Genomic DNA, 18,122 nt, shown 5'->3' with positions numbered 1-18,122 from the left:
GACGAAACTTCTGCTTGACCTTGGTCGTGGAATGAGACGCGTCGGGATCCCGTTAGCATGGACATCCGCGCTGAGCAAGACCATTTGGGAAGGTGTCATGACCGCCGACGGAGTGCCCGACAAATTCGCCACGCTCGGACTGACCTACGACGACGTGCTGCTGCTGCCGGGCGCGTCGGACATGGCCCCGGACCAGATCGACACCTCCTCCCTCATCTCCCGGAACGTCCGCGTCAACGTGCCGCTGCTGTCCGCGGCCATGGACAAGGTCACCGAGGCCCGGATGGCCATCGCGATGGCCCGCCAGGGCGGCGTCGGCGTCCTGCACCGCAACCTCTCCATCGCCGACCAGGCCAACCAGGTCGACCTGGTCAAGCGCTCCGAGTCCGGCATGGTCACCGACCCGATCACCGTGCACCCGGACGCCACGCTCCGCGAGGCCGACGAACTCTGCGCGAAGTTCCGCATCTCCGGCGTGCCGGTCACCGACGCCGCCGGCAAGCTGCTCGGCATCGTCACCAACCGCGACATGGCCTTCGAGTCGGACCGCAGCCGCCAGGTGCGCGAGGTCATGACGCCGATGCCGCTGGTCACGGGCAAGGTCGGCATCTCCGGCGTGGACGCCATGGAGCTGCTGCGCCGCCACAAGATCGAGAAGCTGCCGCTGGTCGACGACGCGGGCATCCTCAAGGGCCTCATCACGGTCAAGGACTTCGTCAAGGCCGAGAAGTACCCGAACGCCGCCAAGGACAAGGACGGGCGGCTGCTCGTCGGCGCGGCCGTCGGCGTCGCCGGTGACGCGTACGAGCGCGCCCAGGCGCTGATCGAGGCGGGCGCCGACTTCATCGTCGTCGACACCGCCCACGGCCACTCCCGGCTCGTCGGCGACATGGTCTCCAAGATCAAGTCGAACTCGGCGGTCGATGTGATCGGCGGCAACATCGCCACCCGCGACGGCGCCCAGGCGCTCATCGACGCCGGTTGCGACGGCATCAAGGTCGGCGTCGGCCCCGGCTCGATCTGCACCACCCGCGTCGTCGCCGGCATCGGCGTCCCGCAGGTCACCGCCATCTACGAGGCCTCGCTCGCCGCCAAGGCGGCCGGCGTCCCGGTCATCGGCGACGGCGGTCTCCAGTACTCCGGCGACATCGCGAAGGCCCTGGTCGCGGGCGCCGACACGGTGATGCTCGGCTCGCTGCTCGCGGGCTGCGAGGAGTCCCCGGGCGAGCTGCTCTTCATCAACGGCAAGCAGTTCAAGTCGTACCGCGGCATGGGCTCGCTCGGCGCGATGCAGACCCGCGGCGACCGCAAGTCCTTCTCCAAGGACCGCTACTTCCAGGAGGGCGTGGGCGGCGACGACAAGCTCATCCCCGAGGGCATCGAGGGCCAGGTCCCGTACCGCGGCCCGCTCTCCGCGGTCGTGCACCAGCTCGTCGGCGGGCTGCGCCAGTCGATGTTCTACGTCGGCGGCCGCACGGTCCCCGAGCTGCAGGACCGCGGCCGCTTCGTCCGGATCACCTCGGCGGGCCTCAAGGAGAGCCACCCGCACGACATCCAGATGACGGTCGAGGCGCCGAACTACTCCCGCAAGGGCTGAGGCGTGCAGGAGGGGCGGATCCCGGTCACCGGGATCCGCCCCTCCGCCGTTCCCGGGCCCTGAAGGCCCGCGGGGCCGGGCGCGGACGTCCGTACAGCGGTCACCGGAACGCGGGCGCCCGGGGTTCGGGGATACTGGACGGGCAGACCCAGAGGAAAGGCCACCACACGTGACTGAGATCGAGATCGGGCGCGGCAAGCGCGGCCGCAGGGCGTACGCGTTCGATGACATCGCCATCGTCCCCAGCCGCCGTACCCGGGACCCGAAGGAGGTCTCGATCGCCTGGCAGATCGACGCCTACCGCTTCGAGCTCCCCTTCCTGGCCGCCCCCATGGACTCGGTCGTCTCCCCGCAGACCGCGATCCGCATCGGTGAGCTCGGCGGCCTCGGCGTGCTGAACCTCGAAGGCCTGTGGACCCGGTACGAGGACCCGCAGCCGCTGCTCGACGAGATCAACGAGCTGGACGAGGAGGCGGCGACCCGCCGCCTCCAGGAGATCTACTCCGCGCCGATCCAGGCCGACCTGATCCGCCGGCGCATCAAGGAGGTGCGCGACTCCGGAGTCGTCACCGCCGCCGCGCTCTCCCCGCAGCGCACCGCCGAGTTCTCCAAGGCCGTCGTCGACGCGGGTGTGGACATCTTCGTCATCCGCGGCACCACCGTGTCGGCGGAGCACGTCTCCGGCGCCGCCGAGCCGCTGAACCTCAAGCAGTTCATCTACGAGCTCGACGTCCCGGTCATCGTCGGCGGCTGCGCCACCTACACCGCGGCCCTGCACCTGATGCGCACCGGCGCCGCGGGCGTCCTGGTCGGCTTCGGCGGCGGCGCCGCGCACACCACGCGCAACGTGCTCGGCATCCAGGTCCCGATGGCCACCGCCGTCGCGGACGTGGCCGCGGCCCGCCGCGACTACATGGACGAGTCCGGCGGCCGCTACGTGCACGTCATCGCCGACGGCGGCGTGGGCTGGTCGGGCGACATCCCGAAGGCCGTCGCCTGCGGCGCGGACGCCGTGATGATGGGCTCCCCGCTGGCCCGTGCCACCGACGCGCCCGGCAAGGGCAACCACTGGGGCATGGAGGCCGTCCACGAGGACGTGCCGCGCGGCAAGAAGGTCGACCTCGGCACGGTGGGCACCACCGAGGAGATCCTGACCGGCCCCTCGCACAGCCCGGACGGATCGATGAACATCTTCGGCGCGCTGCGCCGCTCGATGGCCACCACGGGCTACAGCGAGCTCAAGGAGTTCCAGCGGGTCGAGGTCACGGTCGCGGACTCGCAGCACCGCCGCTGAACCCGTTCTCGCGTACGTACGGCGGAGGGCCGGCACCCCGGGTGGGGTGCCGGCCCTCCGCCGTACGGCGTGAAGCCGGATCAGTCGCTGGTCTTCTTGGCGGCGCCGAAGGCGATGAACGCGCCGATCCCGAGGAAGACGAAGGACATGAAGTCCACGGTCTCCTTCCAGAGGTCGTTCAGACCGCCGATGCCCACCTCGGTGAACACCTCGCCGACGCCCATGTTGCCGAAGTCGGCCAGGGCGAGGGCGATGAAGAAGACCTGGCCGAGGTAGACGGCGCCGAGCGAGAGCAGGGCGGCGACCACGGGCAGTACGGGGTTGCGGCCGCCGATCTTGCCCGCCGCGAGGCCGACGAGGAGGCCGACGCCCACCGCGGCGTAGCCGACCTCGCGGTCGATGGCGTTCATGATGCCGCCGTACGCGCCGGCCGCGACGAGCGCCGCCACGACGGCGGCGACGATGCCGAGGCCGAGGTTGCCGGTGCGGGCCGGAGCCGGGGCCGGAGCCGCGGTGTAGGAGTCGGGCGCGGGCGGCTGGAACTGCTGGCTCATGAAGAATCCCCCCAGGGATCACGGCACACGTGTGTCCCGGGGGACGTATGTGCGAGATAAGTAACGCCGCAGGCTAACAGCAGGCTGTGACATCCGGGCGGGGATTTCCGCCGGGACCGGGCGGCGCGCCAGGACGTGATCCGACCGGGATCCTCCCGTGATCTCCCGGCGGCCCGGCGGCCCGGCGGCCCGGCGCCCCGCTCACGGGCGCCCTGGCGGGCCGTGGGCGGGGGCGGGCCGAGCCGCGGCCCCGAAGGGGTGCTCGCGGGCTCCGGCGCGGTCAGAGGCGGTGCGCCGCGCCGACCGGGCTGGCGCCCCGGGTGTCGAGCAGCAGCTGGGCCTTCACCGCCAGGCCCTGGAGGTCGTACGTGCGGTGGTGCTGGAGCAGGATCGTCAGGTCGGCGTTGGCCGCGGCCTCGTACAGCGAGTCGGCGCGCGGGACCGGCTGGTCCCTGACCCGCCAGCTCGGGATGTAAGGGTCGTGGTAGCTGATCACGGCCCCGAGATCGAGGAGCCGGCTGGCGATCTCGCGGGCCGGGGAGCCCTCCTGGTCGGCGAGATCGGGCTTGTACGTGACCCCGAGCAGCAGCACCCGGGCGCCGCGGGCGGATTTCCCGTGCTCGTTCAGCAGGGTGGCCGAGCGCTGGATGACGTACTGCGGCATCCGGTTGTTGATCTCCTGCGCCAGGCCGACCATGCGCAGGGGGTGTCCGGGGGTGCGGGTGGTGTGCGGGAGGTAGTTGGGGTCGAGCGGAACGCCGTGGCCGCCGACGCCGGGGCCGGGGCGGAAGGCCTGGAACCCGTACGGCTTCGTCTCGGCGCAGCGGATGACGTCCCACAGGTCGACGCCGAGGTCGTGGCAGAGCACCGCCATCTCGTTCATGAGGGCGATGTTCACGTGCCGGTAGTTGGTCTCCAGCAGCTGTACCGTCTCGGCCTCGCGCAGGCCCCGGGCGCGGACCACCTTCTCGGTGAGCCGGGCGTAGAAGGCGTGCGCGGACTCGGTGCAGGCGGGGGTGAGGCCGCCGATCACCTTGGGGGTGTTGGAGATGCCGTGCGTCCGGTTGCCGGGGTCGTGGCGGCTGGGGGAGTAGGCCAGGTGGAAGTCCCGGCCCGCGCGGAGCCCGGAGCCGGCTTCGAGGATGGGGCGCAGGTAGTCCTCGGTGACCCCCGGGTGAGCGGCGGACTCCAGGATGACGGTGGTGTGCGGGCGGAGCCGGGCGGCGAGCGTGCGGCCCGCCTCGCCGACTGCGGAGAGGTCGAGCGCACGATCGGCGCCGAGCTGGGTAGGCGCGCAGATGACGGCGGTACGGACCCGGCCGAGCTCGGCGGGGTTGGTGGTGATCCGGAAGCCGGCCGCCGACATGCGGCGGATCTCGGCGGCGGTGAGTGTGGTGTCCGTGGCCGGACCGCTGTCGTAGCCGACGGTCTCGATTCCGGCGGCGACGGCCGCCTGGGCGAGGGGGAGGCCGAGGTGGCCGAGTCCGATGACGGCGAGATCTGCGGGCATGGAGGTGCCGTCCCTTCCCTTCCCTGACATGAGGGGGCTGGGCGCGCAAGTCCTGGAGACCTGAAGCTGGCGCAATGTCAGACTAGGCGTATATATGACAGATATGTGGCATTACGAGCTGATGGCTGCCGTTGTGTTGTCCACAGGCGGTGGCTGATGTGCGTGCGGCCGGTCAGAATCATGAACGGGATGTGAGCGGGATCACCCGCACCGAGCGGGGATTCCCCCGCACCAACGGGAGGCAGCCGTGAGGACAGCGACACTGGGACCGGCCCAGCGGGCCGAAGCGCTCGCCCGGATGGCCGAGCGGGAGCTGGACGTGCTGGTGGTCGGCGCCGGGGTGGTCGGCGCCGGGACCGCGCTCGACGCGGTCACCAGAGGCCTGTCCACCGGCCTCGTGGAGGCCCGGGACTGGGCCTCGGGCACGTCCAGCCGGTCGAGCAAGCTCATCCACGGCGGTCTGCGCTACCTGGAGATGCTCGACTTCGCCCTGGTCCGCGAGGCCCTCAAGGAGCGCGGTCTGCTGCTGGAGCGGCTCGCCCCGCACCTGGTCAAGCCGGTGCCGTTCCTGTACCCGCTCCAGCACAAGGGCTGGGAGCGGATCTACGCCGGTTCGGGCGTGGCCCTGTACGACGCGATGTCCGTCTCCAGCGGGCACGGCCGCGGGCTCCCCGCGCACCGCCACCTCTCGCGCAAGCACGCGCTGCGGGTCGCCCCGGCGCTGCGCAAGGACGCCCTCGTGGGGGCCCTGCAGTACTACGACGCCCAGATGGACGACGCGCGGTACGTGGCCACCCTGGTCCGGACGGCCGCGGCGTACGGGGCGGACTGCGCCAACCGGGCGAGGGTCGTCGACTTCCTGCGCGAGGGCGAGCGCGTGGTCGGCGCGCGGGTGCGGGACGTGGAGGGCGGCGGCGAGTACGAGATCCGCGCGAAGCAGGTCGTCAATGCCACCGGGGTGTGGACGGACGACACCCAGGCACTGATCGGGGAGCGCGGCCAGTTCCACGTACGGGCGTCGAAGGGCATCCATCTGGTCGTCCCCAAGGACCGGATCCATTCCTCCACCGGGCTGATCCTGCGGACGGAGAAGTCCGTGCTGTTCGTCATCCCGTGGGGGCGGCACTGGATCGTGGGGACCACGGACACCGACTGGGACCTGGACAAGGCGCACCCCGCGGCCTCCAGCGCCGACATCGACTACCTCCTGGAGCACGTGAACTCCGTACTGGCCGTCCCGCTGACGCGTGACGACGTACAGGGCGTGTACGCGGGCCTGCGGCCGCTGCTGGCCGGGGAGTCGGACGCGACCAGCAAGCTCTCGCGCGAGCACACGGTGGCGCATCCCGTGCCGGGGCTGGTGGTGGTGGCGGGCGGCAAGTACACGACCTACCGGGTCATGGCGAAGGACGCCGTCGACGAGGCGGTGCACGGGCTGGACCAGCGGGTCGCGGACTGCGTGACGGAGGACGTGCCGCTGGTGGGGGCGGAGGGGTACAAGGCCCTGTGGAACGGGCGGGCCCGGCTCGCCGCCCGGACGGGCCTTCATGTGGCCCGGGTGGAGCACCTGTTGAACCGGTACGGCTCGCTGACGGAGGAACTGCTCGACCTGGTCGAGGCCGAACCGGGCCTGGGCGAGCCGCTGACGGGGGCGGACGACTACCTGCGGGCGGAGGTGGTCTACGCGGCCTCGCACGAGGGGGCCCGGCACCTGGACGACGTGCTGACGCGGCGGACGCGGATCTCGATCGAGACGTTCGACCGGGGGACGCGGTCGGCGCGCGAGTGTGCGGAATTGATGGCTCCGGTGCTCGGCTGGGACAAGGGGCAGATCGAGAAGGAGGTCGAGCACTACGAGAAGCGGGTGCAGGCGGAACGGGAATCGCAGCGCCAGCCGGACGACCAGACGGCGGACGCGGCCAGGCTGGGGGCGCCCGACATCGTTCCGTTGTAACTCCGCGATGCGGAAGGGGGAACCGCAGACCCGGGGCGCCCGTCCGTTGCGGAGTGAGCAACAATGAGGTTTCTGCCGGGGCGGGTTACCGTGCCTCTCGGCGGCTGCCGGGTCAGCCGGGGCAGGCTGCACGATCGCAGAGGGGACGCATGTCGAAGCCGGAGCACACCGAGTCGCCGGATCCCGCCGGCGCTAAGCCGAGCGCCGGACCGGCGGATGCGTCTGCTGCGCCGCGGGCCGGGGGTGCGAAGCCTGCGGCTGCGCCTGCGAAGCCGAAGCCTGCCGAGGGCGTGCGCGCCGAGCCGCAGGACGCGAAGCCTGCGGCTGCGGCCGCGAAGCCGGGCCTCGGCAAGCCCACGGGCGCAGCGAAGCCTGAGGCCGCGAAGCCGGGCCCTGCCGAGCCGGCGGGGGCCGAGGGTGCGTCCGCCGAGCCGGGAGACGCCGGGCCCGCGGCCGCGAAGCCCCGTCCGGGCACGGCCGTGCCCGCGCCGGAGGACGCCGAGCCCGCGGCCGCGAAGCCCCGTCCGGGCAAGGCCGTGCCCGCGCCGGAGGACGCCGAGCCCGGGGCGGCGAAGCCGGGCTCGAGCCGGCCGGCCGCTGCCAAGGCCGAGCCTGCGCCGGCGGCGGCCGCGGGAGTCCCCGCCGCGCCGGAGAGCGCCGAGCCGCAGGACGTGAAGCCCGCGGCTGCGGCTGCGAAGCCGGGCCTTGGCAAGCCCACGGCCGCAGCGAAGCCTGAGGCTGCGAAGCCGGGCCTGAGCAGGTCGGCCGCTGCCAAGGCAGAGCCCGCGGCGCAGGACGCGAAGCCCGCGGCTGCGGTCGGCAAGCCGCGCCTGGAGAAGGCGGCTGAGGGCGTGTCCGGTGAGCCGGCTGCGGCGAAGCCCGCGGCTGCGAAGCCGGAGACGGGCAAGGCCGTGCCCGCTGCGGCATCGGTGCCCGCGCCGGAGGACGCGAAGCCTGCGGCTGCGAAGCCGGAGACGGCCAAGCCCGCGGCCGCGAAGCCCGGCCAGGGCAAGGCCGCGGAGGACAAGGGCCGGTTGCTGGCCGGGCGGTACAGGCTGGGAGCCGTGCTCGGCAAGGGCGGGATGGGCACCGTGTGGCGGGCCGAGGACGAGATCCTCGGCCGGACGGTCGCCGTCAAGGAACTCCGCTTCAGCACCGGCGTCGACGAGGACGAGAAGCGCCGGCTCATCACCCGTACCCTCCGCGAGGCCAAGGCCATCGCACGGATCCGCAGCGGCGGCGCCGTCACCGTCTACGACGTGGTCGACGAGGACGCCCGCCCGTGGATCGTCATGGAGCTCATCGAGGGCCCCTCCCTCGCCGAGTTCGTGCGTGAGAACGGCCCGCTGACCCCGCGCCGCGCCGCCGAGGTCGGGCTCGCCGTGCTCGACGTACTGCGCGCCGCGCACGGCCAGGGCATCCTGCACCGCGACGTCAAGCCGTCCAACGTGCTGATAGCCGACAGCGGCCGCGTCGTCCTCACCGACTTCGGCATCGCGCAGGTCGAGGGCGACCCCTCGGTCACCTCCACCGGCATGCTCGTCGGCGCCCCCTCCTACATCTCCCCGGAGCGCGCCCGCGGCCAGAAGCCCGGCCCGCCCGCCGACATGTGGTCGCTCGGCGGTCTGCTCTACGCCTCCGTGGAGGGCGTGCCCCCGTACGACAAGGGCTCCGCGCTCGCCACCCTCACCGCGGTGATGACCGAGCCGGTGGACCCGCCGAAGAACGCCGGTCCGCTGACCGAGGTCATCTACGGCCTGCTGGCCAAGGACCCCGCCCGGCGGCTCGACGACGACCGCGCCCGGGTGATGCTCAAGGCCGTGCTCGACGCCCCCGAGCCGCCCCCGGTGCTGCCCCCGGCCGTCGAGGCGACCAGGGCGATCTCGCTCGCCGAGGCCAAGGAGGCGGCGGACAAGGCCGCGGCCGAGAAGGCCGAGGCCAAGGCGGCCGCCGAGCGCGCCGCCGCGGCCAAGGCGGCGGAGCGGGCCGCCGAGAAGGCGGAGAAGAAGGAACGCGAGCGGCGCGAGCGCGAACAGCGCGAGCGGACCCGCGCCGCGCTGAAGTCGGCCCGCAAGGCGGCAGCCGCCGAGGCCGCCGCGGCCTCCGCGGCCGAGGCACCGCCGTCGCGCCCCGCGCCGGTCCCGGCGCCGCTCACCGACGTGATGCAGCGCCGCACCATCGCGCTCGCGATCGCCGGTGTGGTCGTGGTGCTGGCGGTGGTCGGCTCGCTGATCGCGTACGCGTTCAGCGGGGACGACGACCGCAAGGACGAGGGCAAGGGCGGCCCGGGGCCGTCCGTGTCCGGGACTCCGAAGCCGGGTGCGGCGGCCGGCACCTCAGCCGGGACGTCCCCGAGCGGAGCCCCGAGCGGCACCCCCGGCGGCGGCGCGAAGAGCGGCGATCCCAGCCCGGGCGGGACCCCGCCGACCGAGGGCCAGAGCCAGGGCCAGGGCCAGGGGCAGACCCAGGGGCAGACCCAGGGCCAGAGCCAGGGGCAGACCCAGGGCCAGACCCAGGGCCAGGGGACCTCGCCCGGCGGCTCCGGCGGCGGCCTCCCGGCCGGGTACGCCACGCTGACGGAACTCGGGTTCCATTTCTCGATGGCGATGCCCCAGGGCTTCCACCTGACCGGCATAGCCGGGGAGAACTCCGGCGGGATATACAGCCGCGACGGCGGATTCCCGCGGATCCAGGTCGACTTCAACGCGAAGCCGGGCAACGACGCACGGGCCGCCTGGGCCGAGCTGGCCCCCGCCGTGGCGGGCAGCAGCAGCAACTACCGCCTGATCCGCATCGACGCGGTGGACTACCGCGGCTACCCGACCGTCGCCGACTGGGAGTTCGAGCGGGACCAGAAGGGGACCCGGGTCCGGGTGCTGAACCGCGGCTTCAGGATCGACGCGCAGCACGGCTACGCCATCATGATCAGCTGCCCGGCCGACCAGTGGGACGGCCCCGAGTGCACGCAGATGCGCAACACGGCATTCCAGACCTTCCAGCCCCTGGGCTGACCCGGTTGACCCCCGAGAGGGGCGGGCCTTGTCAGGCCCGGGACGCGGGCGCCCCGGGCGACGTATCGTGTCCGCGGGGGCCAAGGGGTACCCGCCGCACTCGGGGGAGGCGATGTGGAGGACTACGCGGGCCGGATCCTGGCCGACCGCTACCGTCTGCCGCTTTCGCCGTCGGACGAGTACGAGCTGGTCGAGACCCGGGCCTTCGACACGCGCAGCGGACAGGAAGTCCTCGTACGGCAGGTGCCGTTGCCGGAGGTCGTGGACGCCGAGCTGCTGGACGGCACGCGCGGACCGGCTGCCGGGCGGCGCCCGGCCGGTGAACTGCCCGCGGTGCGCAGGGCCATCGCCGCGGCGCAGGCGGCGGCCTCGGTGCCGGACCACCCGCGGCTGGACCAGGTCTTCGACGTGTTCGCGGAGGGCGGCTCGCTGTGGATAGTGAGCGAACTGGTCCCCGCCAGGCCGCTGGCCGCGCTGATCGCCGATGAGCCGCTGAGCCCCTACCGGGCGGCGGAGGTGGCCTCCGACGTGCTGACCGCGCTGCGGGTGCTGCACGCGCACGGCTGGACGCACCGGAACATCACCGTGCGGACCGTGTTGATATGCGATGACGGCCGGGTGGTCCTGACGGGGCTGGCGGCGGGCGCAGCCGAAGAGGCCCTGTGCGGGTACGACCCCGTTCCGGAGGGATCCGCCGACGGTACGCAGGCCCTCGCGCCGGAGCCGGCGGGCCCGGGCGGTCAGGGCTTCGGGTGGGGCGCGCCGGATCCGCTCGGCCCGGCCGCGGCGCCCGGCCGGGAGCCGGCGCTGCCGGAGCCTCAGGCGCTCGCGCCCGTACGGGAGTCCACGGGCCCCGAGTACGCGCCGCTGGTGGCTCCGGGGTACGACACCGGGCCGCGCTACTCCGACCACATCACCCCGCAGCGGCCGGCCGCCCCGGAGCTCCCCGCCGCGGACCGGCCCGACCTCAAGGCCGCCGCGCGGGCCGGCTCCATCGCCGCGTACCGGGCCGGGGCGCAGGCCGCCGCCGCCCGGGTCGACGAGGAGCGCAAGGCCGGGCCCGGGGCCGTACCGGAGCCGAGGCCGCAGGGCTCGAACCTCCCGCAGGGGTACTCGTACCCGTACGGGGGACCGGATTCCGCAGCCGCCACGCCCTGGCACGGAGCCACCCCGCGCCGCCGGCCCGATCCGGAACCGGAGCCGCGGCCGGAGCCCTCGCGGCCCGAGCCCGAGCGGTCCGCCGACCCGGAGCCCCCGAGCGCCCCGGCCCGGCCCGCGATCCCCGCGCAACTGGCCCTGCCCCAGGGCTACCGCCCGGCCGAACCGCGGGACCCGGAGGCCCACTTCCGCCCGGGCGAGCCCCGGACCGACCCCCAGGCCGACCCCCAGCCCGACTCCCAGGGCGGGGCCCGCGCGCCGCACCGGCCCCGGCCCGAGGCGGGCATCGCCCTGCCCCCGCCGCAGCGGCCGCAGCGGCCGACGCAGCCGACGCAGCCCTCGGGACCCGAGGGGTCCGCCCGGTCCGCGGCCCCCACCCCCACCGCCCCCGCCGGCTGGGCCGCGGGCGGCCCGAAGACCGGACTGGACGCCGAGCGGGCGCGGCAGACGCGGATGGCCGTCGTCGGGGCCGTGACCGAGCGGTGGGCGCCCGAACAGGCCGGCCCCGTGCACGGGCACTGGCAGCTGGCCGCGCCCGTGGGCCCGGCCACCGACCTGTGGGCCCTGGGCGCCCTCCTGTACCGCGCCGTCCAGGGCCATGCCCCCTACCCCGAGGAGAGCGTCGCCGACCTCGTGGAGATGGTCTGCGCCGAGCCCCCGGCCTTCGCGGAGGAATGCGGCCCGCTGCGCCCGGTCGTGGAGTCGCTGCTGCGCCAGGACCCCACCGAGCGACCCGACTTCGAGGAGCTCCGCGGCTGGCTGCGCTCGCTCGTGCGGTCCGCGCCCGAGCCCGACGGGGCCATCGGCATGCTCCCGATGCCGGAGCCGGATCCCGCGCGCCTGCCCGTCGTACGCCGGCGCGGGGAGCTGCACGGCCGTCACCGCAGCGCCGACACCTCGCGCCGGCCGCGCTCCCTGGGGCGGGTCCTGCTGGTCGGGGTGCTCGTCGCCCTCGCCGGGGCGGTGGCGTACGCGATGCTGTTCATGCCCCGCTCCGCCGATCCGCAGGCGCAGGGCGACAAGGGCGGCCCGGGCACCGCGCCGGCCTCCTCAGCCCCGCCCGCGCAGGTTCCCGCTCCCGGCCGGACCCCTTCGGGCACCCCCGAGTCCAAGCCCGCCCCGCAGACCAACGCCCCCGCGCCCGCTCCGCCCGGCTACACCACCCAGCAGGACCCCGAGCACTTCGAGATCGCGGTCCCCAACGGCTGGGAGCGCCGGGGCATCAACGAGGCGGGCCAGGTCCGTTACGTGGAGGGCCAGTTCGTCCTGACGGTGGTGCCCGGCCGCGACAAGGTGGAGGGCGGCAGGCCGGATCCGCTGACGTACCAGAAGGAGAAGGAGCCGGAGCTCGCTCCGTACCGCTCCTCCAGCTGGTCGAGCGGCGGAGACGTCAAATCCACCACGGTCGGCCAGCAGGTCCGGGTCACCGGCCGTTACACATGGATCGATTCGGCGGGCCGGAACGTCGTCGCGCGTAACTTCGTCGTGGCCCTCGGCGGGGTGTACCACGTCGTCCTGGTGACCGGTCCGCAGGACGAGGAAGGCAAGGTCACCGAGGTCTTCGAGAAGGCCACGGGGAGTTACAGAACAGGGGGTTGACAGACCGCTGACGGTGTGTCAATACGGCAATTGCGTCACAGTGCTGTCTCACCGCGCCCGCGCGGTTCCGGCAGCGCCCACGGGCTCCGTAATCTGGCCCGAAGTGCACAGAGTGGCGGGGTTTCGTGGAACAGCAGACAGGCGCGGGTGCAGTGCTCGCGAGCCGGTACCGGCTCGTCGAGCCCATCGGCAGCGGCGGCATGGGCAAGGTGTGGCGCGCGCATGACGAGCTGCTGCACAGGACCGTGGCGGTCAAGGAACTGACGGCGGGTCTGTACGTCGCTCAGGCCGACCGCGACGTCCTGCACGCCCGGACGCAGAAGGAGGCCCGGGCAGCCGCCCGGATCCAGCATCCGGCGGTCGTCGTCGTCCACGACGTGCTGGAGCACGACGACCGGCCCTGGATCGTCATGGAGTACATCGACGGCCCCTCCCTCGCCGAAGCGGCCAAGGCGGCGGGGCGGATCGAGCCCCGCGAGGCGGCCCGGATCGGGCTGCACGTGCTGGGCGCGCTGCGCGCCGCGCACGCCGTCGGGGTCCTGCACCGCGACGTGAAGCCGGGCAACGTGCTGCTCGCCAAGGACGGCCGGGTCCTGCTCACCGACTTCGGGATCGCCGCGATCGAGGGCGACTCGTCCATCACGCGGACCGGCGAGCTCGTCGGCTCCATCGACTACCTGGCCCCCGAGCGGGTCACCGGCGGCGCCCCCGACCCGGCCTCCGACCTGTGGTCGCTCGGCGCCACCCTCTACACGGCCGTCGAGGCCCGCTCGCCGTTCCGCCGCACCTCGCCGATTTCCAGCCTCCAGGCCGTGGTCAACGAGGAGCCGCCCGCGCTGCGGCAGTCCGGTGCGCTGGGTCCCGTCATCACGGCCCTGCTGCGCAAGGACCCGGCCGAGCGGCCCTCCGCCGCGGAGGCGGAGCGGATGCTGCTGGAGGCGATGGAGGGCCGGGAGCCGAAGGCGGCGCAGGCGTACGTACCCACACGTGCGGTGAGCGCCGAGGAGCGGGCGCCGGCCCAGGAGTCCGCGCAGCCCCACGAGGCGGGCCAGGACGGCCGGCAGCAGCAGGAGCAGCCCCCGGCCGGCGACCGCGCCCCCGGGTCCGGCGCGACCTCCCTCCTGCCCGAGCGGCCGCGCACCCCCGCCACGGGCCGTCTCAAGCGCGCGGCGGCCGTGGCCCTGGTGGCGGCGCTGCTCGGCGGCGGCGGGGTCTTCGGAGTGCTCAAGTACACGGAGGGCGGGGGCGCGGACAAGGGCGTCAGCGCCCCCGACAAGGAGCAGTCCGGCGACGACCTCAAGCCGCAGGCGGCGGCCACCCCGCCGGCCGGCTGGAAGAAGGTCGTCGACCCGGCGGGCTTCACGCTCTTCGTGCCCGAGGGCTGGGAGCGCCAGGTGAACGGCACCCAGATCGACTACACCCCGGACAACGGCAACCACTTCATCCGGATCGCCTTCGATCCGACCCCGGACTACGACAATCCGTACGTGCACCTCCTCGACCTGGAGAAGCAGCTCAAGCAGCGGTCGGACTACAAGCGGCTGAAGCTGGAGCAGAACACCTTCCGGGACACCGTCCGCTCGGCGATGTGGGAGTTCACCCTGACCGAGAAGGGGACGCACGCGGGACCGCGCCGGGCCATCGAGCAGATGTACGTGGCCCCGGACGACACCGAGTACGCGGTGTACATGTCGAGCCCGGCCGCCGACTGGTCGAAGACCCGGCAGCAGTTCGACACGGCGCTCAGCGGCTGGCAGCCCCCGGCGAAGGCGGGCTGACGGCCGGGCGGCACGGCCGTCCGTCGGCCATCCTGCCAGCGATCACTGGCGGAAATGGCAAAATCCGGTTACCCACGGGTACCCAAAGGCCCGCAGGCGGAATACGCTCACCGCCATGACGGACTCGCAGGCCCCCGCCGCCCCCCTCCGCGCCGCACCGCAGCCCACCAACCCGGTCGCCGCCGCCCCGGCCGGCGCCCGCACCGCCTCCGACGTGGTGACCCCGGACCTGGTCGCCCGGCTGACCCGCGGAGTGCTCGGCTCCGGCCGCACCGCCAACCACACCCCCTTCACCGGGGACCGGCTGGCGGAGCTCCCCGAGGCCACCCCCGAGGACGTGGCGGAGGCCTTCGCCCGGGCCCGCGCCGCCCAGCCCGCCTGGGCGGCCGTCCCCGCCCGCAAGCGCGCCGCCGTCCTGCTGCGCTTCCACGACCTGGTCCTGGACCGGCAGGCCGAGATCCTCGACCTGATCCAGCTGGAGACCGGCAAGGCCCGCCTGCACGCCCACGAAGAGGTCCAGGCCGTCGCCGTCGCCGCCCGCCACTACGGCCGCAAGGCGCCCTCGTACCTGCGCCCCAAGGGCCACACGGGCGCCATCCCCACCCTCACCAAGGTCACCGAGCTGCGCCAGCCGCGCGGGGTCGTGGGCCAGATCGCCCCCTGGAACTACCCGCTGGAGCTGTCGGTCGGCGACGCGCTGCCCGCCTTCGTCTCGGGCAACGCCGTCGTGATGAAGCCCGACACCGAGACCGCGCTCACCGCCCTGTGGGCCCGCGACCTCCTGATCGAGGCCGGGCTGCCCGCCGAGGTCTTCCAGATCGTCCTCGGCGAGGGACCGGTCGTCGGCCCCGAGGTGGTCCGGCACGCCGACTACGTCTCCTTCACCGGCTCCACCCGCACCGGCCGCGAGGTCGCCCGGGGCGCAGCCTCCCGCCTGGTCGGCGTCACCCTCGAACTCGGCGGCAAGAACGCCATGCTCGTCCTGCGCGACGCCGACGTCGAGAAGGCCGCCGCCGGCGCCGTCCGCGCCTGCTTCTCCTCCGCGGGCCAGCTCTGCATCTCCATCGAGCGCCTCTACGTCCACGCCTCCATCGCCGACGCGTTCGTCGAGCGCTTCGCCGCCCGTACGAAGGCCATGCGGCTCGGCAACTCCCTCGCGTACGGAGCCGACATGGGCTCGCTGGTCGGCGAGCGCCAGCTGGAGACCGTACAGCGGCACGTGGACGAGGCCGTGGCCAAGGGCGCCACCCTGGTCGCGGGCGGCGTGGCCAGGCCCGACATCGGCCCGCTGTTCTACGAGCCCACCATCCTCGACGGGGTCGAGGCCCCCATGGCGGTGTGCGGCGAGGAGACCTTCGGCCCGGTCGTCTCGATCTACCGGTTCACCGACGAGGACGAGGCGATCGCCCAGGCCAACGCCACCGCGTACGGGCTCAACTCCAGCGTGTGGACCAAGGACGCCCGGCGCGGCCACGCCGTCGCCGCCCGCCTGCGCACCGGCACCGTCAACATCAACGAGGGCTACGCCCCCGCCTACGGCAGCGCCCAGGCGCCCATGGGCGGCATGAAGGAATCGGGCCTCGGCCGCCGCCACGGCTCCGAGGGCATCCTCAAGTACACCGAGGCCCAGACCGTCGCCCACCAGCGGCTGCTCCCGATGGCGCCCTCGCTGGGCATGGACGACGAGAAGTACGCCGCGTTCATGACCCGCAGCCTCAAGGTCATGAAGGCGCTCCGGTTCCGTTAGGACCGGGCCCAGGCACCACCGGATTCCGTCAGGCACGACCGCCCGGGAGGCACCGCAAGTGTCGTACGACTACGACGTGATCGTCATCGGATCGGGCTTCGGAGGGTCGGTCTCGGCACTGCGGCTCACCGAGAAGGGGTACCGGGTCGGCGTCCTGGAGGCAGGACGCCGCTTCACCCGCGAAAGCCTGCCCCGCAACAGCTGGGACCTGCGCAACTACCTGTGGGCCCCGGCCCTCGGGCTGTACGGGATCCAGCGGATCCACCTGCTCGGCAACGTGATGGTGCTCGCGGGCGCCGGCGTGGGCGGCGGCTCGCTCAACTACGCCAACACCCTCTACGTGCCGCCCGCCGCCTTCTTCGCGGACCGGCAGTGGGCCTCCATCACCGACTGGCACGAGGAACTCGCGCCGTACTACGACCAGGCCAAGCGGATGCTCGGCGTGCGGCTCAACCCGACGATGACCCCCTCCGACGTCCACCTCAAGGCGGCCGCGGCGAAGATGGGCGTGGCGGACTCCTTCCACATGGCCCCGGTCGGCGTCTTCTTCGGGGACGGCGAGGACGCCGAGGGCCAGCGCAGGGTCCGGGGCGGCGAGGAGGTCCCCGACCCGTACTTCGGCGGCAAGGGCCCCGCCCGCAAGGCCTGCACCGAATGCGGCGAGTGCATGACCGGCTGCCGGCACGGCGCGAAGAACACCCTCAACGAGAACTACCTGCACCTCGCGGAGCGCGCCGGCGCCGTCATCCACCCCATGACCACGGTCACCGCCCTGTCCGAGCACCCCGAGGGCGGCTACCGCGTCCGTACCGTCCCCACCGACAACCGCCGCCGCGGCAAGGCCAAGGTGCTGCGCGCCCGGTACGTGGTCGTCGCCGCCGGTACGTACGGCACCCAGACCCTGCTGCACACCATGAAGGACCGCGGCGAGCTGCCCCGGCTCTCGGACCGGCTCGGGGACCTGACCCGGACCAACTCCGAGGGCCTGGTCGGCGCCCAGACCGACGACCGGCGCTACCGCAGGCGCCACGGCGCGGGCCCCGGCGAGGAGCAGCGCGCCGACTTCACCCGGGGCGTGGCCATCACCTCGTCCGTGCACCCCAACGCCGACACGCACATCGAGCCCGTCCGCTACGGCAAGGGCTCCAACGCCATGGGGTTCATGACCATCCTCCAGGTGCCCTACCACCAGCACCGGGTACGGGCCTGGTTCACCCGGACCGCGAAGCACCCGGTGCAGCTGCTGCGCTCGCTGTCCAACCGGCGCTGGTCGGAGCGGACCATCATCGGCCTCGTCATGCAGTCGCTCGACAACTCCCTGACGACGTACCGCAAGCCCGGCGGGATCGGGAAGGGCCTGCTGACCGCCCGGCAGGGCCACGGAGCCCCCAACCCCGTGCAGATCGCCGAGGCCACCCAGGCCGCGACCCTGCTCGCGCAGGAGATCAACGGCTTCGCGGGCAGCAACGTCGGCGAGCTGATGGGCACCCCGCTGACCGCGCACTTCCTCGGCGGCTGCCCCATCGGCGCGACGCCCGAGGAGGGCGTCGTGGACCCGTACCACCGGCTGTACGGACACCCCGGCATCTCGGTCGTCGACGGCTCGGCGGTCTCCGCGAACCTCGGGGTCAACCCGTCGCTGACGATCACGGCGCAGGCCGAGCGGGCCATGTCGTACTGGCCGAACAACGGCGAGGCGGACCCGCGCCCGGTCCAGGGCGCGGCGTACGCCCGTCTCGCGGCGGTGGAGCCGGTCCGGCCGGCCGTCCCGAAGGAGGCCTTCGGCGCGCTGCGGCTGCCGTTCCTGGCCGTTCCGGAGATTCCCCGGAGGCAACCGGAACCGGAGCACTGAGGCGGCTTTCCTCCGGATGCGACAGCGGCGGGTACCGCGCTCCCCCTCCGAGCGCGGTACCCGCCGAT

The 18,122-nt window shown here is 73.5% G+C and carries 10 protein-coding genes; 8 read left to right on the top strand and 2 right to left on the bottom strand.

Features of this window, described 5'->3' with window-relative positions; translation table 11 throughout:
• Window positions 1-97 precede the first annotated feature (97 nt).
• A complete protein-coding gene (gene guaB, locus ACZ4TG_RS27905) occupies window positions 98-1,597 on the top strand; it encodes an IMP dehydrogenase (RefSeq protein WP_468167556.1) in 1,500 nt (499 codons plus the stop codon).
• Window positions 1,598-1,766: 169 nt separating this feature from the next.
• On the top strand, window positions 1,767-2,891 hold the full coding sequence (locus tag ACZ4TG_RS27900) for a GuaB3 family IMP dehydrogenase-related protein (protein ID WP_468167554.1): 1,125 nt from the start codon (window positions 1,767-1,769) through the stop codon (window positions 2,889-2,891).
• A gap of 80 nt (window positions 2,892-2,971) precedes the next feature.
• Here the strand turns inward: ACZ4TG_RS27900 and ACZ4TG_RS27895 are convergent, their stop codons facing one another.
• Window positions 2,972-3,445: a hypothetical protein gene (locus ACZ4TG_RS27895; protein WP_468167552.1), complete on the bottom strand. Its 474-nt coding sequence runs from the start codon at window positions 3,443-3,445 to the stop codon at window positions 2,972-2,974.
• 280 nt (window positions 3,446-3,725) lie between these two features.
• The gene (locus tag ACZ4TG_RS27890; RefSeq protein ID WP_468167550.1) at window positions 3,726-4,955 is read right to left on the bottom strand and encodes a nucleotide sugar dehydrogenase; all 1,230 of its coding nucleotides are present in this window, start codon (window positions 4,953-4,955) and stop codon (window positions 3,726-3,728) included.
• A gap of 247 nt (window positions 4,956-5,202) precedes the next feature.
• Between ACZ4TG_RS27890 and ACZ4TG_RS27885 the strand changes: the two genes are divergently transcribed.
• The 6 genes from ACZ4TG_RS27885 to ACZ4TG_RS27860 all read left to right on the top strand — a co-directional run bounded on the left by ACZ4TG_RS27885 (window position 5,203) and on the right by ACZ4TG_RS27860 (window position 18,054).
• On the top strand, window positions 5,203-6,909 hold the full coding sequence (locus ACZ4TG_RS27885) for a glycerol-3-phosphate dehydrogenase/oxidase (protein ID WP_468167548.1): 1,707 nt from the start codon (window positions 5,203-5,205) through the stop codon (window positions 6,907-6,909).
• A 290-nt stretch (window positions 6,910-7,199) separates the two neighbouring features.
• Entirely contained in the window at window positions 7,200-9,920 is a 2,721-nt protein-coding gene (locus ACZ4TG_RS27880; RefSeq protein ID WP_468167546.1) for a protein kinase domain-containing protein, read from the top strand.
• A gap of 114 nt (window positions 9,921-10,034) precedes the next feature.
• Entirely contained in the window at window positions 10,035-12,677 is a 2,643-nt protein-coding gene (locus ACZ4TG_RS27875) for a protein kinase family protein (RefSeq protein WP_468167544.1), read from the top strand.
• A gap of 125 nt (window positions 12,678-12,802) precedes the next feature.
• Entirely contained in the window at window positions 12,803-14,455 is a 1,653-nt protein-coding gene (locus ACZ4TG_RS27870; RefSeq protein ID WP_468167542.1) for a serine/threonine-protein kinase, read from the top strand.
• A gap of 115 nt (window positions 14,456-14,570) precedes the next feature.
• A complete protein-coding gene (locus ACZ4TG_RS27865) occupies window positions 14,571-16,202 on the top strand; it encodes a succinic semialdehyde dehydrogenase (RefSeq protein ID WP_468167540.1) in 1,632 nt (543 codons plus the stop codon).
• Window positions 16,203-16,260: 58 nt separating this feature from the next.
• A complete protein-coding gene (locus ACZ4TG_RS27860; protein ID WP_468167538.1) occupies window positions 16,261-18,054 on the top strand; it encodes a GMC oxidoreductase in 1,794 nt (597 codons plus the stop codon).
• The last annotated feature ends 68 nt before the right edge of the window (window positions 18,055-18,122 follow it).

This window comes from Streptomyces sp. NPDC028314, assembly GCF_055565795.1.
The sequence above is the reverse complement of the archived record's forward strand: the minus strand, read 5'-3'. Positions and strand labels throughout refer to the sequence as shown.

Bases quoted from the DNA above. Each gene is read 5' to 3' on its own strand.
- guaB (WP_468167556.1), top strand. From the start codon at position 98: ATGACCGCCGACGGAGTGCCCGACAAATTCGCCACGCTCGGACTGACC.
- ACZ4TG_RS27895 (WP_468167552.1), bottom strand. From the start codon at position 3,445: ATGAGCCAGCAGTTCCAGCCGCCCGCGCCCGACTCCTACACCGCGGCT.
- ACZ4TG_RS27865 (WP_468167540.1), top strand. From the start codon at position 14,571: ATGACGGACTCGCAGGCCCCCGCCGCCCCCCTCCGCGCCGCACCGCAG.
- ACZ4TG_RS27890 (WP_468167550.1), bottom strand. From the start codon at position 4,955: ATGCCCGCAGATCTCGCCGTCATCGGACTCGGCCACCTCGGCCTCCCC.